Genomic DNA, 20,575 nt, shown 5'->3' on the forward strand with positions numbered 1-20,575 from the left:
TAGAATTAATATACCAATTAGTATATAAGTTCAACAAGGTATATATCTTGCTGTACAGCATAAATAATTAATCGCTATTAAAAAGGAGCAAAACAATGCGAAAGATGGGGAAAAAAATTCACAAAACCAAAATGGACATAATAGCTCAAACAGTTAAATCAGGAATCATTAAATCAAATTTAATCCCAATGTGTGCTGGCTTAACCTTGGCATTATACACTTATCAAATTGACATCCTTCATAAATCTATTGAGATACTATTTGCATTTGCAGGTTCAATTTTATTAATTGGTGCTGCTGGAGCTTTAAACAATTTGTATGATAGGGACATAGATTCCGTGATGAATAGAACAAAAAACAGACCTACTGTAACAGAAGAAGTCAATCTTAAAAAAGTTCTATGGCTTAGTATCTTAATGTCTATTTTAGGATTGGTTTTTTTAGCATTTACAACCTATGTAGCAGCTATTATAGGATTGATTGGTTTACTTTTTTATATTTTCCCTTATACAATGTGGAGTAAAAGAAAAACCGTTTACAACACAGAAATTGGTAGCATTTCTGGGGCAATGCCGCCTCTCATTGGTTGGACGGCTATTTCACCAGACATCTCACACCCAGCTATTCTGGGGTTATTTTTCATTACAATTATTTGGCAGATGCCGCATTTTTACTCAATAGCTATTAGAAAGCAAAATGAATACAAGGCAGCAAACATTCCCATGTTACCTGTTGTAAAAGGAATGAAAAGAACATACTTGCAAACGAATCTTTATATCTTAGCAATTACCTTAAGCAGTTTTCTTTTCCGTTCTTTAAGCATAGGGCTTGTGATTTTGTCTTTTTTCTTAGGCCTTATATGGATTTGTTTAAGTATTATTGGTTACAAGCGAATGAATTCCGAGAAGTGGGCATCATTTATGTTTGTCTATTCACTAATTTATATGACAACTCTTTATTCAACTATCATTATCTATACTCTTACTCGTCAAATTTTTTGATTTATGAAAACAAAAACATCCTAAACGGATGCTTCAATCAAATGATATTTTTTCAAAATACGATAGGTGATTTCTTTTGCTTCTAGACCGGTGCCTTCGATATTTGTGGCGAAGATGTAGGTTTTGTTTTCATGTTTGATGAAGCCTGCGTACCAGCCGATGCCTGAGCCGGAGCCTGTTTTTCCGTATAGGGTGGCATGTTTCTCTTCTTCTTGGATCATCATTCGTTTGACCTTTCTCATGACAGATAGGTCAAATGGAAGACTTTCTTCATATAACCGTTTAAGGAAATGGACTTGTTCTACTGGAGAAATGCGCAATGAACTACTTAACCAAAATTGATCGATTCCGCCAGATATGTCTTCATTCCCATAATGAATGGCTTTCACCCAATGATTCATGCGTTCTTCTCCGATGTCACGCGCCATGGCTTGATAGTACCAGACGACTGAATCTCTCATACCAGAGCCCAGTGTATGATCCTTATTCCAGTTATCAATTTCTCTATTTACTCCGTCCCAATATTTGATGTCATATTCATCTCTCACTGCGCCTGTTTGGAGTCCGATGAGGGCATTTGCCACTTTAAATGTCGATTGTGGGGCAAAGCGCTTGTTCGCTCTTTTTTTGTTATACACCCATGGCGATTTTTCTTTTACTTCTTGGATGACAAATGTGCCTTCCCGGTCTTTCATGAATTCATCTACTGACCAAGCTGGTGATGTTCCCTCACTTGATGAAGGTTGGCCGATACAAAGTGCCATCAACATGAAGCCTGAAAACAGCCATTTTATATGCTTTTTCTTCAAAGAAACCGCTCCTTTTCCTATGATTTGTATCGATTGTAGCATGCCTGAGTGATGAGACATAAGGTACGCTTGTCCTCTTTTCTGCCAAATAAAAAAAGCCGGTTTCATCCGGCTTTCTGATCAGATTAGCTTTCTTTTTTCTCTTCTATGGCCTGCCTCGCGATTTTTGAAATCGTCATATCATCCATTGGCGGGTTATGGAGCCCAGCACGAATATCTCGATAGTAACGCTGAAGCGGACAGCCAAGGCTCAAGCTTTTTGCACCGACTAAACGCATGGCTTTATCAACCACTTGCAGACTATGATTAACGACTGTATGCTTCACAGCACCGAATTCATTGATTAACAGTGCTCTTTTCTCAGGCTTTTCATACAATGTTGTCGTTGAATACATGACGTGGCGTGCTTGCTTTAATAGCAAATCAATTTCGCCAATCAGTGTTTGGACATTTGGCAGTTCGCTAATCGTTCCGCTGATACTGTTCGGTGAATGGGTGATGGCATACTGAACTGCATAATCTCTTGCCGCTTGCGCAATCCCCAAATAACAGGAAGGGATATGTGCGATCCAAGGGTTTAACGTACCGCCCCGAGGTCCTTTTTGCACTTCAACAAGCATGTCATCTGAAACCACAACTTGATCTAAGATTAAATCATGGCTTTCTGTTCCTCTCATGCCAACAACATCCCATGTTTCTTCTATAGAAACACCTTCTGTATCACGGTGAATTAAGAAGAAGCCCATCGCCTCTTTTTCTTCAATCCATACGCCGACTAAAAAGTATGTGAGAGCTGGTGACATCGTAGTGAAAATTTTACGTCCGTTGATCACCCAGCGATCACCTGATTTCATCGCTGTTGTCCCAGGCTTCCCGCCTCTTGTTGGACTGCCTGTCTGCGCCTCACTTACAGCGCGGTTGACAAGGGCGCCCTTCTTCACTTCTTCCGCAAAGAATTGCAGCTGCTTCTCATTCCATAGTTTCTTTTCATAAATTTCACCAACAACTCCTTGGTGCCAGCCAATTGATAAGGCAGTCGCTCCGTCCATGCTGCCAAGCGTTTCTTGAAATAGAACCATATCCGTTACAGATTGACCCCCGCCTCCATATTCAGCGGGAAGAGACAGGGTTGTATATCCCATGTTTACTAATGATTCGATATTCTGTTTAGGAAAATAAGCGCCTTCATCATGTTTTTTTGCGTTTTGTTCGATCGTTTCACGAAGAGATTCCAGCTGATTGAGCCATGTTTTTTGAAAATCGGTATCGACAAATAATGCTTTAGACAAAACGTATCCAACTCCTCTGTTTCTCACAATCTATGATATCTCATTTTTCCAATCGGAATAAATAAAACACACTTTACTTATAGGATTTAATGTGTTAAATTTTATCAATATTAAGTACATCTGTCAAAGGAACGTGATGCTTTTATGATCTCAGCTACTAATCTACATAAATCTTATGGGCAGACCCATGTGTTAAAAGGCATTGATATCACCGTACAAGAAGGTGAAGTGGTCGCAATTATTGGACCGAGCGGATCAGGAAAAACAACACTTCTCCGCAGTTTAAACAGCCTCGATATTCCAGACAAAGGAGAGCTGACTGTTGGAGAAGCCACGATTCAATTTGAACGATATCATAAAAAAGATCTTTTAAAACTAAGGCAGCAATCTTCCATGGTATTTCAGCATTATCATTTGTTTCAAAATAAACGAGCACTTGAAAATATTACAGAGGGATTGATTGTGTCCCAAAACATGTCTAAGAAAGAAGCAGAAAAGGTTGGAGAGCAATTTTTATCGCGGATTGGACTGCTAAATAAAAAGGATGCATTTCCAAGTGAATTATCTGGCGGTCAGCAGCAGCGGATTGGAATTGCCCGCGCTCTTGCGATGAATCCTGCGGTGCTTTTGTTTGATGAACCAACGTCCGCACTGGACCCAGAGATGGTCGGAGAAATCCTTGAAATGATCAAAGATATTGCGAGCCAAGGGATGACGATGGTCATTGTGACGCATGAAATTTCGTTTGCAAAAGACGTAGCGGATACGGTGATCTTTATGGCAGATGGAGAAATCGTTGAAAAAGGCTCACCAGAAGACGTCCTCTTGAAGCCTCAGCATGAACGAACAAAACAATTTTTATCCAGGATTCATCGCGGAATGTGGCAAGGATCGGAGGAAGACATATGAAGCAAAAGACAGCATTCATGACAGCTGGTGTCCTTCTGATTCTCCTCTCTCTGATTGGCTGCAGCAGTGTGAAAACAACAACAGATGATGGAAAACAAATTGTAAAAGTCGCACTGAGCGCAGAGGTCAATCCACCCTTTTTAGCCACAAATGACCAAAACGAACCGATTGGCTATAACATTGATTATTTAAATGAAGTGAAAAAAAGACTCCCACACATACATTTTGATTACATATTTGGCGAGGAAGAATCCAATTTAATTGGTGTTGGCGCAGGGAAGTTTGAAATGGCAGCTAATTGGTTTTTCAGTAACCCTGAACGTGAAAAACGGTTTCTTTACCCTCAAGTTCCATACGGCTATTCGATGACAGGATTAATTGTGAATGAATCAAACCGGGATATTCAATCGCTTGACGATATGACATCTAAAAAGCTGGCTCCTGTCAGTCCTAGCGGTGGATTACGTTCCATTTTAAATCAATATAATGAAGAACATGATCCAGATATTCCTTTGACAACCATTGAAAGCCCTTCAAATGAACTCAACTTAAAGCGCGTTGAAAGCGGACGATCCGATGCGGCTTTTATGAATATATCGACCTTCGATACCATTCAAAAGCATCTGAACCTGAAGGTCAAAGTGGGCGGGATTGTGTCAAAGGAGCCGATCTATCTTGTCTTACAGCCAAGTGAGAAGCAGCTTGCAGCAGATTTGGACCGGGTTACACAAGAGATGATTGATGATGGAACATTGCCTAAGATTGCGAAAAAGTGGTTTGGGGTTGATTTCTTTCAAGATATTGACTACATCTCAGAGCAAGGCTATCAATATGAAGAAAGGAAGGAAGCGTCATGACGTTTACAGCTGGAGATTGGCTGCGAATTTTTTTACAGGTGCTTGAACGCCTGCCACTCACTTTTCTCATTATTGCGGTGTCATTGTTTTTCGCCATCATAATAGGGCTCTTATTTGCATGCATTCGTATAAAACAAATCCCAGTGCTGAAGCAATTGGATGTTATCTATTTATCTTTTACACGAAGTACGCCATTAATTGTTCAGTTATTCTTAATTTATTTTGGACTTCCTCAGCTTTTACTTGTGGCAGGAATTCAAATCAATCATTGGGATCGTGTGTTATTTGTGATGATGACGTTCTCTTTACATACGGGGGCTTATTTATCTGAAGTTTTTCGCAGTGCGTATTCGTCTGTTGGGAAGGATCAGCTGGAAGCCGCCTACATTGTGGGGATGACAGATACACAGGCCTTGATCAGGATCATTATCCCGCAGGCCTTTCTCATTGCCCTGCCAAACCTCGGAAATTACACCATTGATCTTGTGAAAGACACGGCGATTGCCTTCACGATCGGACTCATCGATATTATGGGACAGGTGAAGATCATCTTAGGAAATAACTATGGAATCGGCATGTTTGAAGTGTATGTGATCATTGCGATTGTGTACTGGCTCATTTGTATGAGCATTGAACTAGTCACCATGCTGCTTGAAAAGAAATTCGTAAAAGGCCGTACCAGTCTGTCACGTTAAGGAGGCGATTTGATGCAAACCATTGATATTCCATTTGCGATTGACCAAGTACCACATATTCTAAAAGGTGTTCCTTTCACCTTATTAATTGCTCTTGTTTCCATGGCTGTGAGTCTTGTGATCGGATCTGTTTTTGCTTTCATTCGCCTCTTTCGCATCCCTGTACTCAGACAGCTCGTTACGCTCTACGTCTCCTTTTTTAGAGGAACGCCGCTTATTGTTCAACTGTTCGCTTTCTTTTATGGGCTCCCTTTTCTTCTAACCAGTATGAACGGCACATTCGGACTGACCTTTCATCCGGATATGGTCTCCCCTTTAGCTGTGGCTCTTATTACCTTCAGCCTGCATTCAGCCGCTCATTTAACAGAGGTGGTCCGAAGTGCACTTCTGGCAGTAGACAAAGGGCAGCTTGAAGCGGCAAAAATTGTAGGTATGACCACACGTCAGGCGATGATACGCATTATTTTGCCGCAGGCATTTGTTGTGGCCTTACCAAACCTAGGCAATCAGCTCGTTCAGTTATTAAAAGCGACATCTCTTGCGTTTACAATTGGGGTACTCGAAATCATGGGTATTTCCCGGATCATTGCAAATGACGGCTATCAGTTTTTAGAAACTTATCTCGTCTCTGCTTTGATCTATTGGCTGCTGAGCATTGTCTTTGAATTAGCCTTTGCATTATTAGAGAAACGTGTCAGCGTATACGGAAGAACTCTCGGACGTTAAAAAGTCGATCAGGCACAAAAACCTGATCGACTTTTTTATTCACCCTTTTTTGGTGTGTTAAACAGTTCTTTTGGTGCGGGTTTGAGCTTTGGTGCAGAGCCGAACACGACAGGTGCAGAAATGTATCTGAACTCTCCTTTTCCATCCATGCTGCGGCCATGTGCCCATCTGCCTTGCTTACTTTCTTCCCCTCTTGAGAAGTTAAACAAGTCATAGGATACTTGCTGTTTTTCTAGTGAACGAGGGAAGGTGGTTGGTACGACGACATCCCCTTCTCGCTCTTCTAATTCTTTAATTGCAGCAAGCCACATATTTTGATGGTATGTATCACGAGCAATGAGGAAGGAGAGCATATCTTTGACGCCGCGGTCATCTGTCATTTCGTAAAGTCTTGTCACCTGAAGACGGCCCTGTGATTCTGCATTTAAATTGGCCCTGAAATCAGCCATTAAATTTCCGCTTGCAATGATATACTTGGCATTCCAAGGATACCCTTGACTATCCGCTGCCATCGCCCCTAAACCGGCAACAATTGCATGCTGCGGATTCATTCCGCCCATAACAGCTGCAAGTGCTGGATCACTTTGATACGCCTGTTCCTGTTCTTTTACCGGTGCTTTATCAAGTAGACGTGCGATCATTGTCGCCAGCATTTCGACATGACCAATTTCCTCGGTTCCAACATCAAATAACAGATCTCTATATTTTTGGTCTGCCCGGCAATTAAAGCCTTGAAATAAATATTGCATCATTACACTGATTTCACCATATTGACCGCCTAATACTTCTTGTAATTTCTTTGCATACACCGGATCAGGCTTTGAGGGCTTTGCTTCATATTGCAATTCTTTGATGTGATAAAACATGATGTCATCTCCCTTATCAAAAACATCTTTTCACTTATCACTATTCGACCGCAGCTCCCTTTATGAAAAAGATCTGAATACATAAAAAAAGAGAACGGCTTATGCCATCCTCTTTGTTATCTTACTTATTCAGCACTGACTAAAATTTTCACTTGATCTTTTTCATTGATTAATGCATGGAAGCCATCCTCGATCACATCGTCCAGCTTGATTTTTTTCGTGACGAGTGTGTCTGCAGAGAAATAGCCTTTTCTCATTAAGTTTAATACAGATGGGAATACGTCTCTGTAGCCGATAATTCCTTTTACTGTACGTTCTTTAATGACAATGTCATTCGGCATAATTTCAGCACCTTTTTCCCAAATGCTTACAATGACTGTTTCGCCTGAAATTCTAGTTGATTGGATTGCTTGCTTCAATACAACAGGTACACCTGTCACTTCAAAAGAAACATCGACGCCACCGTTTGTGCGGCTAGCAATTTCTTGAACAACATCTTCATACTGAGAAGGATCTACAATGATCGCTCCAAGCTCTTTTGCTTTCTCTTGACGTTCTTTTGATAATTCAACTGCATAAATATCAGTAGCACCAGCTGCTTTTAATGCTTCAATGACAAGTAAACCAATTGGTCCGCAGCCAAACACAGCCGCTGTATCCCCAGCTTGTACTTTACTAGAACGAACCGCATATAAAGCAACCGCAGAAGGCTCGACAAGCGCGCCTTGCTCATATGAGATTTCGTCTGGTAATAAATGAAGTAATTCTTCATCGACTGATACATATTCAGAGAATCCACCGCCGCCTCCGGCAAGCCCTAAAAAGCCCATGTTTTCATCTAAGTTATAAGCACCTTGATGGCCGTGAGTTGCAAAAATAGGTTCAACAACCACTCGGTCGCCTACTTTATAATTGCTCACGCCTTCTCCTACTTCAACAACTTCACCAGAGAACTCGTGTCCCAGTGTAATTGGTGCTTTTTCTTTTGTAAGTGGATGAGGTTCATTCACAGGAATGAAGATCGGTCCGCCTAAATATTCATGTAAATCACTACCGCAAATGCCGCACCATTTTACTTTCAGTTTCACTTTTCCTGGAGCAACTGTTGGTTCATCAATTTCCTCTAGTCGAATGTCCTTTTGATCGTGCCAGCGTAGTGCTTTCATTTGTAAGACTCCTTTTCTCATCAATTTAATTAACTTACTTAAATAATGATAACATAATTTTTTTAATTTTCTAAGTAGGATGCACTATTTTTTTGACAGTCAATGGACGAAAGATGACAAAACATAACAATAGACAGATTAGAAGCATACATATACACCCAATGATGACGGAGATTCTGATCGATAAAATATGAGCGAGTCCGCCAAATATTCCTGTCATGGCCATCGTCAGAATGGCTTCAACCAAAGCATAAAAGCTGGCTACCCTCCCCATCACCTCTACAGGAATATTCGTTTGATAGAACGTCATAAAGCCTGTGTTCGCAAATGCTAAAAAGAAGGCTAATATAAAAAATCCACCGGCGGCTGCAACTAGGCTGTTGGAAAATGCATAAATAAGATAGCCAAACGCCACAAACAAACTGCCGATTCCAAGCATCAGCGAAACTGACAGCCTTTCAACAATGACCGAATTAAGACTTGCTCCTGCGATAATACCCGCTCCAGCTATACTGACAAGAAGGCCATATTGTGTATCAGTCAGCATCAATACTTCTTTTGCAAAGGCTGTTTCAAGTGAGTCTATGGCCGTAGGAAGGACCGTTATCGCCGCACTAAATAATAAATATACCGTCATGATCTGGCGTGACGTCAGACTAAAACGCAGAACAAGCTTTGCATCCTCTTTTAACATTGAAAGGGAAAACCGCTTTTGGGCAGCATCTGTTTTGAGCAAATTCGGTAAACACATCGTTAACAGAGCAGATATCAACAGGCAGATGGCATTTACATAAATTGAAAGAACAGGAGTCCCAATGAGAAAGAGCAGACCTGCTGCTGCGGGCCCAAGTAAAAATCCACCAGATTGTAATAAAGAGCGAATGGCATTAAACCGTTTTCGGTTATCCGCCGGGATGAGTCCTGTCATATACACCATCGACGCTGGATGAAACATCGCTTGTGCCATCTGTATGAAAAACACCATGACATACAGAATGAGCAGATGTCCTGAAAATAAGGCAAAAGGGATGCATGCAATGAGCAGAGCACGGGTAATATCTAAACTGATCATCACATTCCGCTGATTCAGCCTATCAATCAAACTGCCGGACCAGCTATTGGTCAAAAGAGCAGCAGCCGGTCTTAGCAAATAAACTGCTGTTACAGCAAGTACAGAGCCCGTTTCTTGAAAAATAAGCAGATGGAGGGCAATCATATAAATCCATTCTCCTATGTTCGCGATCCCGATGGCTCCAAGTAAAATACTCATATCCCGCCAATGTTTTTTCATCATTGTCCCCCCTATTTGTCATAAAAAAATCCCGCCCCCAAGACATGTCTGTCTTGAGGACGGGATTTACTCCGCGTTGCCACCTCAGTTTATTCATCTGTTGCCAGATGAACCTTAGCGGGTGATCATTCACCCTTCTCTGTAACGGGAGAAGTTCGCTGCACCACCATCCGAGGGAATCCGGTGCAGAGCTAAGAGGCTTGGTTCCATCATGCTTCCCAGCTCCTTCTCAGCTTCACGGAGTTCTCTGTGTGGGGCAGCTATGATGTACTCTTCTCTATTTGCGCTTTGTCTTTTTTTCATCACGATCTTCAGCTGAATTGTTACATATTGTACTGCGCCTCGATCAAAGCGTCAATGTTTTTTTCATGTTAATCCGCATAAATCATTTTCCTAGTCATGCCGCCATCAACAACCAAATCTGTGCCGGTCACAAATTGATTGTCTTCATCTGTTAAATAAAAACAGGCTTTCACAATATCCTTTGGCGTGCCGACTCGATTGGAAAGATGCTGCTGATGGTCAATTTCTCGAAGACTTTTCTCATCTTTCGTTTCAATCCATCCAGGGGAAATGCTATTTACCGTAATGTGATCCTGACTAAAAGAAACTGCCAAGGCATGAGTAAGCGCGGAAATGCCGCCTTTTGATGCAGCATATGCTTCTGTATAGGGCTCTGACATGGTCGCACGGGTAGATGAAATGTTCACAATGGAACCGCCGTTTGGATTCTCTTTGATGTAACGTGCTGCTTCTCTAGCGCATAAAAAAGTCCCTCTTACATTTGTATGCAGCACATGATCCCACTCATCGACCGTTAACTCATAAGGCGATGCTGTGCACATGACGCCGGCATTATTAATAAGAATATCAATTGTTTTGCAGTGCTCCACCGCAAACGACATTAAGCGCTGAATATCCTTCTCCTGTTTCACATCTGTTTTAATGAAATAAACTTCAAAGGACTCTTTTCTCAGCTGCTCCTCCAAACGCTTCCCCTTCTCTTCATCTATATCCGCAAGCACCACACGCGCCCCTTCTTTTGCATAACCGCAGGCGATCGCTTCACCAATACCATTGGCTGCGCCTGTGATGATGACGGTTTTATTGTGAAAGTTCATCGTTTATCCAATCCTTTCTCCATCAGATGTTGTCATCATACCACTCTTATATAGACGATACATAGTCACATGAAACATAAAAGAACACCCTCCAAGTGATCGTGTCATAGGAGGATGTTTCTTTGGACTTCATTGATCAAAAGCAGCTTTTAAAATGTCTAAGTAGTCGGCTTTCGTAACGGTACGAACATTGCTTGATGTAGAGCCGTTTTGTTCTGCTAATTCAGCCATTTTTTCAAAATCTTCTTCTTTTACATAAGATAAATCTTTTAGTGCTGGAATACCTAAATTTTTTGTAAAAGTATACATGCCATCAATTAATTTTTGAATCGCCACATCATCTGAATCCGTTTTATCTGCAAAGCTCATTATTTTGGCAAGCTCTGCGTGTAACATCTTGTTTTCAGCTGCATTGAATTGCATGACATAAGGCAAAAATACCGCGTTTGCGATACCATGAGGTGTATCATAAAGACTGCCAAGAGCTTCTGCTAAGCAATGAACGGCCGCGACATCAGCTGAACCGAAGCATAAGCCGGCTAGTAAACTACCTTCTTGCATTTTGTATCTTGCTTCTAGATCAGAGCCATCTTCATATGCTGCTGGTAAGTATTTTACAATGGTCTCCATTGCACTTGCACCCATTGCTTTTGAAATAGGATTTGTTACTTTACAAGAATAGCCTTCAATAGCATGTACCAATGCATCAACGCCTGTTGCGGCTGTTATGCTTTTTGGCACCGTTAATGTAAGAGCTGGGTCTAAAATCGAAATGGTTGGCCGAAGCAAGGCATGTTTTAATGTGATTTTTTTATGTGAAGCAGCTAACGTGATGACAGATGAACGTGTTACCTCAGAGCCAGTACCAGCCGTTGTTGGAATACAAATTAGTGGAGATAGATTAGCATATGCCTTCTTCCCTGATATATAATCTTCAGGAATGCCGCCATTTGGACCTAATAAAGCAATTGCTTTCGCCGTATCCATTGGACTTCCGCCACCAATCGCAATAACCGCTGATGCTTGTTCTTTTCTAAAGAGCTCTGCACCAGCTAGACATTCATTATCTCTAGGGTTTGGAGATACTTGATCAAATACAAATACAGAATAACCTGCTTCCTGCAAATACGCTTCAATAGGCTGAACGAGCCCTGCGTTTCTCACACCAGAATCTGTCACAATCATCACTTTGGCACCTGGCAATAAAAGATCCTCCACTATAGATCCAATTTCTTTTGACTGATCAGTCCCCATCATTATGTTTGTTTGGCAATGATATTCAAAATTCCTCATGATTTTTCTACTCCTTCATTTAAGTTTGTTGAGTGAACCGTTTGTTTTTCTGCTCCCCACCACTCTATTTCTTTTAAACCTGGTATGCTAGATGCATAAAAGACTGGATTTTTGCCTAACAGCCTTTGTTGAATATAATCATCTAAAGCGGCAAAAGCATATTTTCCTAGGATAGCAATTGCAATCAAATTGACGATTGCCATAATGGCCATCGACAAGTCGGCCAACGTCCAAACGATTTGTAAGTTGGCCACAGCTCCAAACATGATCATCAATAATACCATGATTCGATACGTCAATAACGCTGTTACACTATTATGGATAAAACCGATATTGGCTTCACCATAATAGTAGCCTCCTACAATAGAACTAAAAGCAAAAGTAAATATAGCAAATGCTAAGAAAATACTAGCCCAAGATCCAAAATGCTGTGCCATTGCGGCTTGTGTAATTTCGATACCAGATAATTCACCTGCTGTTTCTACTGTCGATAGCATAATAATAAAGGCTGTACAGCTACAAACCACTAATGTGTCAAAAAATACACCTAACAATTGAACAAATCCTTGTTTTACTGGATGCGTAACATTGGCGGCAGCAGCAGCGTTTGGTGCACTACCCATTCCTGCTTCATTTGAAAAGAGCCCCCGTTTTACACCGTTCATTATCGCAGCGCCAATGCCGCCTCCAACGATTTGTTCTAATCCAAATGCACTTTTCATAATACTTGCTAATGCTGCGGGTACAGCACCGATATTAGTGACAATCACATAAAGTGCTAAAATGATATAAAATGCCGACATAATTGGCACAATGATTTGTGTAAAATTAGCGATTCGCTTCACACCACCAAAAATAATGCAAGCTGTAAAAATTGTGACAAATAGCCCCATGGCAATCGGACTGACCCCAAATGAATACTGAAAGGCATTAGTAATTGTATTCGTTTGTACAGCGTTAAAAATTAAGCCGAAACTAAGAATAACAGAAAAGGCAAAAATCCTACTTGGCCATTTCAATCCGAATTGCTTTTTAATATAGTAACCAGGGCCTCCTTTAAATCCGTCATTTGTTCTCACCTTATAAATTTGTGCCAGTGTACTTTCGACAAATGCAGAGGCTCCTCCTAAAACGGCTGCAAACCACATCCAGAAAATAGCTCCAGGACCACCAACAGTGATAGCAATCGCAACGCCTGCCATATTTCCAGTACCAATTCTTGTAGCAGCTCCAATAAAAAAAGCTTGCATAGATGAAATTTCAGGACTTCCCTTTTTGGTTTTGGGTGCTTTTTCAAAAATAGAACGGAAAATCTCTTTTAGTAAGACAATTTGCATAAATTTCATTCTCACTGTAAAGTAGATTCCTATGCCTATTAACATGAATACTAAAATATATGTCCATAAAAAATCATTGACTGAATTAACAATCACTTCAAACAAAGCCATCTCCCCTTTGTAAATCTGAATATTTGAAATAACAAAAGATTGCAAGCGCTTACTTTTATGATAGTGAAAATGTTATGATCTATCTATAGAAGTTTTCTGATTGTATCAATCGGCTCATCCGATTTAGGGAGGTTTGAAGTTGGAAATCAAACAACTGATGATGTTCCAAACAGCATCAAAAGTATTAAACTTTACAAAAACTGCACAAATGCTTGGTTATGCTCAATCTAGCATCACAGCAAATATTGTGGCATTGGAAGAAGAGCTAGGAACGCCTCTATTTGAAAGGCTTGGAAAAAGGGTGATCTTAACAGAAGCTGGCAGACAATTTCAACATTATACAGATGAAATTTTAGGCTTAACAGGGGAAGCATTAGAGGCTGTTGGTGGGATGAATGAGCCAAGCGGCATTTTGAGAATATGTGCATCTGAAACACAATGTACCTACCGGCTTCCTCATATTTTAACGGACTTTCAAACCAAGTATCCAAAAGTGGAACTGATCTTCCGCCCAGGAATAGCGGAAAAGGATGTCTTAACTCTATTACTTGAAGGACAAATTGATGTCGCCTTATTATCCATGAATCCTGTAGTATCCTCACATTTACTTGTAAAAGAATTAAAAGATGAACCGATGGCCATTGTATGCTGCCCAACAAATCCTTTGAGCAAAAGACAAAAAGTATATCCCATTGATTTAAACGAGCAACGATTGTTGTTAACTGAAGAATGTGATTATCGCTACGCCTTCGAACACTCATTAACACAGGCAGATGCAAAACCAAGAAGTAAACTAGAATTAGCAGATGTAGAAGCCATAAAAAAATGTGTAATGGCAGGCTTAGGAATCGCTGTACTTCCTGAAATTTCTGTAAAAAAAGAAATAACAGAAGGCAATATCATCAAAATCAACTGGATGGAACCCTGTTTCTCAACGAAGATTCAACTATTTTGGCATAAAAACAAATGGATGTCCCCTGCTTTAAAGGCATTTGTGGATTTAACAGAGGATTATATCCTTTTAAACGGGTAATATGAGCATTTTTCTATTCCTTTCATTGCCGCGCCTCCAGAAAATACTGAAGAGTTATTGTATACAAAATCCCTCTATAGCTATATAGAGGGAATTAGGCTTTTTAAAAGGTAAAAGTAATTTCTTACAAAGAGATTAATAGGATCGGATATTTTTCAAACCAATCACCATAAAAACAATCGTAAAAGCAGCTAAAACTGTTATGTCTAATAATAAGATAGTGTGATTGACAGTACCGCTCATGATCTCACCAAAACCAGACATCATCCACGTTTGCGGTATAGCCAAAGAGATCTTCTTCATCATGTCTGGAACGATATCTAAAGGCCAATAAATACCGCCTAGCATGCAAGTTCCTACTATGATAATCGCACTAAATACTTCAGCTTGCTTTTTTGTATGAGATAAGGTTGCAATCATAAAACCTAAACTCACAACAAGACCAATAACGAATGATCCAAACACTAAAATGAGCATAAAGTTTCCTAAGTATACATTGAAAAATATTGATAAGATGGTCAGAAGGATACCCAGTTGTATCCATCCAAGAAGAAAATAAGCTGTGAAATACCCCAATAACACAGATATTTTATGAATGGGACTCGAAAGCAATCTTTGCCAAGTATAATCTTTATACTCTAAATGAATGGATGATACAGAGCTTGAAATCGCAAACATCATAAACATAATAGTAAAGCCAAGCGGTATTAAATTCGGTTGCTGGCTTGCCTCACCATCTTGATTTTTTTCAACCAATGAAATGGTGCCAGATTCATTTAACTTGTTCAATGCATTAGTGAGAGAAACACTTTTCTGCTCTTTCACACCCTGATTGATTTGATAAATGATGGTAGCTGTCTCTTTTAAATAAGGAGATAAGACTGCATATTCTTCAGTTTTCTTATAAACTGTCACATCAAAAATTTCTTTATTTTCTTTTAGATGGGACTTTAATTGGTTTGCGACTTTCACAGACGCCACTACCTTTTCTTCAGATACTAAATCTTTTGCGTCCCTTTCAGTCGCCTTTACCCAGAGAAATTTGGTGTTTTTTTCGAGAATTTGGAAAATTTCTTGATCCAGTTTCCCTTGACTAGGCTCTAGAATAAAAGCAACTGTAGGTTTCTTTGAATCAGATGCGGTACTTCCAAAGATAAAACTAAATACGATTGGCATAACAAATAAAAAAATGAGGGTCAATGGGGACTTTAATGTTTCTTTTAACTTTAACGTTATAATGGCTAATATTTTATGCATAACGATGCTTCCTTTCAAAAGACATTCTTAATAAAGCAATGATGAAGAAAGCTAGTCCCATCCCACAGCTAAGTAATAATCCGCTTTGAATTTCACTAAAATCAGCACCTGCCATACTTTTCAAAAACATTTGAAGTGCAAGAGAATTAGGTAAAAAATAGCTGATATCAATTACCCATTGCGGGAATAAGTATAAGGGCACCATACTCCCACCTAAAGCAGCTAACACTTGAGTTCCTAAAATCCCCACACTGTTAAACGTTTTTTCTCTATTGATAAAAGAACCAATCAGCACCCCGAAACCCGCAGCATTTAATATAAAACTACATCCGATCATCACAACAGTAAAAGGCTCTCCCCAGTTCACCTTAAAGACAAAACTAGTAAATAAAATAATGACCGCAAGTTGAATCATACTCATCAAAACAATACCTAATAACTTCCCAACGATGTAACTAGTATTGCTTAATTTTGATACAATCAGCCTTTTATAAACATCTTCCTCTTTTTCCTCTATCATACTTCCAACTAGAAAAACAACAGTCATTAATAAAAAAAGCACACCCATCCCGCCTGCGTAGTATTGGAAGGATGTAATCGGCTGGCTGTTGATATGAATATTTCTCTCGTTCACTAGGTCTTTTTTCAGTTGATCAGACACGATCTCCATTTCTTTACCTTGATTCAACGGCACCAGAATACGATTCATATGATAATTTTGAAAGAATTGCAAAACCACATTTTCCAGAACCATTTCCTGTAAGTTTGAATTAGGCCCTTTCAAAATATTCAATTGCACATGATCATGATTCAATAGGCTTTTTTCAAAATTCGGCTTGATGATTATCCCCATTGTAATGTCTCTACTATTTAAATCTTTCTCTAGCTGATTTTTCGAGGTGACCTTCACATCAAATATGTCACTTAGTTCACTCTTAGACACTGTTGAAAGAAACATTTTACTTGTAGCGGACTTATCTTGATCTGTTATTCCTACTCGAAATGAATTGATCCTGATTTCACTATCTTTCTTCATGTTATCTCCAAATGCTGCACCTAAAATAGCAATTAATATGATAGGCATAAAAAAAAGTGTAAAAAAGCTTTTCTTATCCCTAAAAAACAATAATAGATCTTTCAGTACAACCCAAATGCTCATATGCTCACCTCCAAACAGCCTAATCCCTCAATTTTTTACTAGTTAAATATAAAAAAACATTTTCTAAGTTTGGTTCTACGATTTCTGCTGAAATAATTTGAACATTTAATGCAGTCACACCTTGAATGAGACGACTTAATAGCTGCTGAGGATGTTGATCAAATATTTTAATTTGATTTCCATGAATCACGATTTCCTTTAACGGATCTTCATCATGTATGTATTGGCACACACGATCTATTTCGCTCTGTCCATGTTCACGTTTAATAGTAAAAATAATTTCCCTTTGATTGCCGACAAGCTCACTTAATTCATGTTGATCCCCCATTGCAATGATCGATCCGTGGTCCAAAATAGCCATTCTTTCACATAAATATTCGACTTCTTCCATGTAATGACTAGTATATATAATTGTCATCCCTTCATTATTTAACATTTTTACTGTTTCTAGTATGTGATTTCTTGATTGTGGATCTATACCTACAGTCGGTTCATCCATGATTAATAGTATCGGTTGATGCAAAATCGAGCATCCGATATTCACTCTTCTTTTCATTCCTCCAGAGAATACTTTCACTTTGTCATTTGCTCTATCTTCAAGACCAATTAACTGAAGTGTTTCTTGTACTCTGCTTTTTAACTCCTTTCCTTTGAGTCCGTACATTCTCCCCCAAAATATTAAATTTTCTTTTGCTGTCAAATGTAAATATAACGCGATCTCTTGCGGGACAATACCAATCATTTGCTGTGCTCTATTTGATTCTTTGTTTAAATCTAAACCTTCAATCGTTACAGAGCCACTAGTTGCTCGGATAAGCCCTGTCAAGATGCCAATTAATGTGGATTTCCCAGCACCATTCGGTCCCAATAGACCAAATGATTCTCCTTTTTTTAAGTGAAAGGTTACCCCTTTTAATACCTGCTGATTCTCATAATTTTTCTTAATGTCATGTACTTTTAGCAACCTATCTCTCTCCTCTATTCGGCATATCGTTCTCTCACATAAAAAACCTAAAATTATTTACCATCCAATCAAATTATAATATATGGTATAAAATTCTACTAAATATTAATATTTCCAATCCGTTCATTTTAACATGTTACGGAATGCAGGAGAATAGTACAGGCTTTTATAAATGTTGAAAACACAAAAAAACTTACAAAGGGTTCTTGTAAGTTTTTTAATCAATATATGCGGATCAAATACTAATTTCAGTCATATTACATCACAGGAGGAGGATCACCACTCACAAATGTTTGATCCTGCTTTTTCCACAAAGTTTAATCGACATTTTTATTCTTTCCTGAAAAGAGCAATCCAGTCATCCACCTCTATTGATTCTATTTGATCTTCTGTCATGTTCAATCTATAATATTGCTTTATTTTCTCGTTAGCATCTAACATGTATTTTGTAACGATCTCTTCTTCCTTTAAAGTTTTCGTTGTTCGCTTGACCCATTCTTGAAAAGGGTAACGTTTTTTTCGTTCCATTGATCTTACTTCTTTTATTCCCTCTTTATAAAACAATTCCCGCCATTGTTCTGTAGATAGACAGGACACATGACTTGGGTCTCTCAATCTTTCCAGCTCATTGATAAATAGTGCAAGCTCTTCATCATTTGGTGAAACATTATCAATAAAGAAAAACAGACCATTTGACTTTAATACGCGAGATGCCTCTTTGGCAAACTGTTCAGGGTGCGGGAAATGGTGTGCTGCAATTCGGCATGTGACCATATCAAATGTGCCATCTAAAAAAGGAAGGCTTTCTGCATCCGCTACTACATAAAAAATTTGTGGATACGCTTTTAAATGAAGTGATGTATGCGAAAGCATCTCTTTCGTTAAATCCGTCGCAAATACTTGATTCACATATGGAGCCAATGCTTTTGCGGTATGCCCGCCACCAGTTGCTATATCGAGGACGATCCAGCTTTCTTTTGGAGCTGTCCATTCAACGATTAGATCCAGGTCTGCTCCCTTTGCATGAGTTTGACTCGTCACATACTTTTCTGCATTTCTCCCAAATTGTTCTACAACCCTTCTTTTGGCTTGATCTGAATTCATCTAATTCCTCCCCCTTGAAATGGATTTGTATATTCTATGTGATTTTCCACAATAAAGAGCCGTCCCATTTTATTGAGCGGCTCCTTTCATGTTAAAAATTATCGAGAAAGCATCCCGTGCGGGTCAATGACAAATTTCTTCGCCACACCCGAATCAAAGTCACTATATCCTTTAGGGGCTTGATCAAGGTCAATGACGGTCGCATTGACGGCTTTAGCGATCTGTGCTCTGCCGCTTAAAATGGATTTCATTAGACTGCGATGATATTGCATAACAGGGGTTTGACCTGTCACAAAGGTATGAGCTTTCGCCCAGCCAAGTCCAATTCGCACTTTCAGAGAACCGACTTTTGCATCGGCATCCACTGCTCCTGGATCTTCTGTGACATAAAGCCCTGGAATTCCAAGCTTGCCGCCAACTTTAGTAATATCCATAATCGTATTTAAAACAGTTGCTGGTGCTTCTCCCTGGTCCCCATGACCCGAAGCTTCAAAGCCGACACAATCGACGGCACAATCAACTTCTGGCTCCCCTAAAATATTCGTAATTTGTTCGCCGATTCGATCATGTTTTCGTAGATTGATCGTCTCACAGCCGAAGCTTCTTGCCTGTTCCAGTCTTTGCTCATTCAGATCTCCAACAATCACAGCAGATGCGCCAAGAAGCTGAGCCGAATGTGCTGCTGCAAGACCTACTGGCCCAGCACCTGCAATATATACGGTCGAACCAGGCTTTACTCCAGCCGTATAAGCACCATGAAAACCTGTCGGGAAAATATCGGAAAGCATCGTGAGATCAAGTATTTTTTCCATCGCTTGATCTTTGTCTGGAAATTTGAGCAGTTGAAAATCTGCATATGGAACCATGACATACTCGGATTGGCCGCCAACCCATCCGCCCATATCTACATATCCATAGGCAGACCCTGGGCGGTCCGGGTTTACATTTAAGCACACATGGGTTTTTTGTTCCTTACACATGACGCAGCGTCCGCATGCAATATTAAACGGAACGGACACGAGATCTCCTTTTTGAATAAACTCCACATCTCGCCCAACTTCCACGACTTCACCTGTAATTTCATGACCAAGGACAAGTCCTTCAGGTGCAGTCGTACGCCCTCTCACCATGTGCTGATCACTTCCGCAAATATTCGTCGTCACTACTTTTAAAATGACGCCATGCTCACATTTGCGCCCCACATTGGCTTTAGGTACACCCGGGCCGTCTTTTAAGACCAAATCAGGGTATCCAATATCCTCAACTGCTACTTTTCCTGCTCCTTTATAAACGACACCTTTGTTTCCCGACATGATTTCATTCCTCCCTTTTGTTTAAAAATGAAGTCTCTACAATTTTCTCTATTTCTTAAGCAATTTCCTTCTTCAAACAGCACATTATGTGAAAAAGAGGGAGTCACATGTCTATGTGAGAAAGAAAAATGTGTCTTTCAGCGAAATAAAAAAGAAAATATTGAAAAAAAAGCTAAACTTTTGCAGAACGGTGTCGATATAAGAAATAAGCCAGACAGGTATCCTTAATCGACAAACAAATTCCTTATATATACTATCATTCCTTACACACCTG

At 39.7% G+C, this 20,575-nt stretch carries 19 protein-coding genes and 1 other annotated feature; of the genes, 6 read left to right on the top strand and 13 right to left on the bottom strand.

Annotation, left to right across the window (positions count from 1 at the left end; genetic code table 11):
• Nucleotides 1-95 precede the first annotated feature (95 nt).
• Entirely contained in the window at nucleotides 96-1,001 is a 906-nt protein-coding gene (cyoE, locus tag H7F25_RS10765; protein ID WP_103131916.1) for a heme o synthase, read from the top strand.
• Nucleotides 1,002-1,021: 20 nt separating this feature from the next.
• Here cyoE and blaBPU read toward each other — a convergent pair whose 3' ends face one another.
• Both blaBPU and H7F25_RS10775 read right to left on the bottom strand, forming a co-directional pair.
• Nucleotides 1,022-1,765: a BPU family class D beta-lactamase gene (blaBPU, locus tag H7F25_RS10770; RefSeq protein ID WP_232624210.1), complete on the bottom strand. Its 744-nt coding sequence runs from the start codon at nucleotides 1,763-1,765 to the stop codon at nucleotides 1,022-1,024.
• A 170-nt stretch (nucleotides 1,766-1,935) separates the two neighbouring features.
• The gene (locus H7F25_RS10775) at nucleotides 1,936-3,099 is read right to left on the bottom strand and encodes an acyl-CoA dehydrogenase family protein (protein WP_185853708.1); all 1,164 of its coding nucleotides are present in this window, start codon (nucleotides 3,097-3,099) and stop codon (nucleotides 1,936-1,938) included.
• 144 nt (nucleotides 3,100-3,243) lie between these two features.
• On the opposite strand from H7F25_RS10775, the gene H7F25_RS10780 reads away from it, so the two are divergent.
• From H7F25_RS10780 to H7F25_RS10795, 4 genes are read left to right on the top strand one after another with little or no spacing between them, the layout of a single operon-like run.
• Nucleotides 3,244-4,008 carry an amino acid ABC transporter ATP-binding protein gene (locus H7F25_RS10780; protein ID WP_185853709.1) on the top strand — a complete coding sequence of 255 codons (765 nt, stop codon included), beginning with the start codon at nucleotides 3,244-3,246 and terminating at the stop codon, nucleotides 4,006-4,008.
• Nucleotides 4,005-4,865, top strand: a complete 861-nt coding sequence (locus H7F25_RS10785; protein WP_185853710.1) for an amino acid ABC transporter substrate-binding protein — start codon at nucleotides 4,005-4,007, stop codon at nucleotides 4,863-4,865. The genes H7F25_RS10780 and H7F25_RS10785 overlap by 4 nt, the downstream gene beginning before the upstream one ends.
• On the top strand, nucleotides 4,862-5,560 hold the full coding sequence (locus H7F25_RS10790) for an amino acid ABC transporter permease (protein WP_185853711.1): 699 nt from the start codon (nucleotides 4,862-4,864) through the stop codon (nucleotides 5,558-5,560). Before H7F25_RS10785 ends, H7F25_RS10790 begins: the two co-directional genes overlap by 4 nt.
• Before the next feature lie 12 nt (nucleotides 5,561-5,572).
• Nucleotides 5,573-6,286: an amino acid ABC transporter permease gene (locus tag H7F25_RS10795; protein ID WP_025092843.1), complete on the top strand. Its 714-nt coding sequence runs from the start codon at nucleotides 5,573-5,575 to the stop codon at nucleotides 6,284-6,286.
• Between the two features lie 35 nt (nucleotides 6,287-6,321).
• Here the strand turns inward: H7F25_RS10795 and H7F25_RS10800 are convergent, their stop codons facing one another.
• The 6 genes from H7F25_RS10800 to H7F25_RS10825 form a co-directional block, all read right to left on the bottom strand.
• On the bottom strand, nucleotides 6,322-7,152 hold the full coding sequence (locus H7F25_RS10800; RefSeq protein ID WP_185853712.1) for a manganese catalase: 831 nt from the start codon (nucleotides 7,150-7,152) through the stop codon (nucleotides 6,322-6,324).
• 125 nt (nucleotides 7,153-7,277) lie between these two features.
• Nucleotides 7,278-8,318, bottom strand: a complete 1,041-nt coding sequence (locus tag H7F25_RS10805) for a 2,3-butanediol dehydrogenase (protein WP_025092841.1) — start codon at nucleotides 8,316-8,318, stop codon at nucleotides 7,278-7,280.
• Between the two features lie 70 nt (nucleotides 8,319-8,388).
• Nucleotides 8,389-9,609, bottom strand: a complete 1,221-nt coding sequence (locus H7F25_RS10810) for an MFS transporter (RefSeq protein ID WP_185853713.1) — start codon at nucleotides 9,607-9,609, stop codon at nucleotides 8,389-8,391.
• Between the two features lie 52 nt (nucleotides 9,610-9,661).
• Nucleotides 9,662-9,902: a binding site (T-box leader), on the bottom strand.
• A gap of 78 nt (nucleotides 9,903-9,980) precedes the next feature.
• On the bottom strand, nucleotides 9,981-10,730 hold the full coding sequence (locus H7F25_RS10815) for an SDR family oxidoreductase (RefSeq protein WP_185853714.1): 750 nt from the start codon (nucleotides 10,728-10,730) through the stop codon (nucleotides 9,981-9,983).
• 129 nt (nucleotides 10,731-10,859) lie between these two features.
• Nucleotides 10,860-12,023 (bottom strand): iron-containing alcohol dehydrogenase, encoded by a 1,164-nt coding sequence (locus H7F25_RS10820; RefSeq protein WP_185853715.1) that lies wholly within the window; start codon nucleotides 12,021-12,023, stop codon nucleotides 10,860-10,862.
• Nucleotides 12,020-13,471 (bottom strand): alanine/glycine:cation symporter family protein, encoded by a 1,452-nt coding sequence (locus H7F25_RS10825; protein WP_185853716.1) that lies wholly within the window; start codon nucleotides 13,469-13,471, stop codon nucleotides 12,020-12,022. The genes H7F25_RS10820 and H7F25_RS10825 overlap by 4 nt, the downstream gene beginning before the upstream one ends.
• 139 nt (nucleotides 13,472-13,610) lie before the next feature.
• On the opposite strand from H7F25_RS10825, the gene H7F25_RS10830 reads away from it, so the two are divergent.
• A complete protein-coding gene (locus H7F25_RS10830) occupies nucleotides 13,611-14,504 on the top strand; it encodes a LysR family transcriptional regulator (RefSeq protein ID WP_185853717.1) in 894 nt (297 codons plus the stop codon).
• 135 nt (nucleotides 14,505-14,639) lie between these two features.
• Here the strand turns inward: H7F25_RS10830 and H7F25_RS10835 are convergent, their stop codons facing one another.
• The 5 genes from H7F25_RS10835 to fdhA all read right to left on the bottom strand — a co-directional run bounded on the left by H7F25_RS10835 (nucleotide 14,640) and on the right by fdhA (nucleotide 20,301).
• Nucleotides 14,640-15,761 carry an ABC transporter permease gene (locus H7F25_RS10835; RefSeq protein WP_185853718.1) on the bottom strand — a complete coding sequence of 374 codons (1,122 nt, stop codon included), beginning with the start codon at nucleotides 15,759-15,761 and terminating at the stop codon, nucleotides 14,640-14,642.
• Nucleotides 15,754-16,920 (bottom strand): ABC transporter permease, encoded by a 1,167-nt coding sequence (locus H7F25_RS10840; RefSeq protein WP_185853719.1) that lies wholly within the window; start codon nucleotides 16,918-16,920, stop codon nucleotides 15,754-15,756. The genes H7F25_RS10835 and H7F25_RS10840 overlap by 8 nt, the downstream gene beginning before the upstream one ends.
• A 19-nt stretch (nucleotides 16,921-16,939) precedes the next feature.
• Nucleotides 16,940-17,884, bottom strand: coding sequence for an ABC transporter ATP-binding protein (locus H7F25_RS10845; protein WP_185853720.1), 945 nt, complete (start codon nucleotides 17,882-17,884; stop codon nucleotides 16,940-16,942).
• A 330-nt stretch (nucleotides 17,885-18,214) separates the two neighbouring features.
• Nucleotides 18,215-18,988: a class I SAM-dependent methyltransferase gene (locus tag H7F25_RS10850; RefSeq protein ID WP_056767935.1), complete on the bottom strand. Its 774-nt coding sequence runs from the start codon at nucleotides 18,986-18,988 to the stop codon at nucleotides 18,215-18,217.
• A gap of 98 nt (nucleotides 18,989-19,086) precedes the next feature.
• A complete protein-coding gene (gene fdhA / locus H7F25_RS10855) occupies nucleotides 19,087-20,301 on the bottom strand; it encodes a formaldehyde dehydrogenase, glutathione-independent (RefSeq protein ID WP_024423097.1) in 1,215 nt (404 codons plus the stop codon).
• Nucleotides 20,302-20,575 lie beyond the last annotated feature (274 nt).

It is taken from the genome of Bacillus sp. PAMC28571, from assembly GCF_014250435.1.
Classification (GTDB): Bacteria; Bacillota; Bacilli; order Bacillales; family Bacillaceae; genus Bacillus; species Bacillus safensis.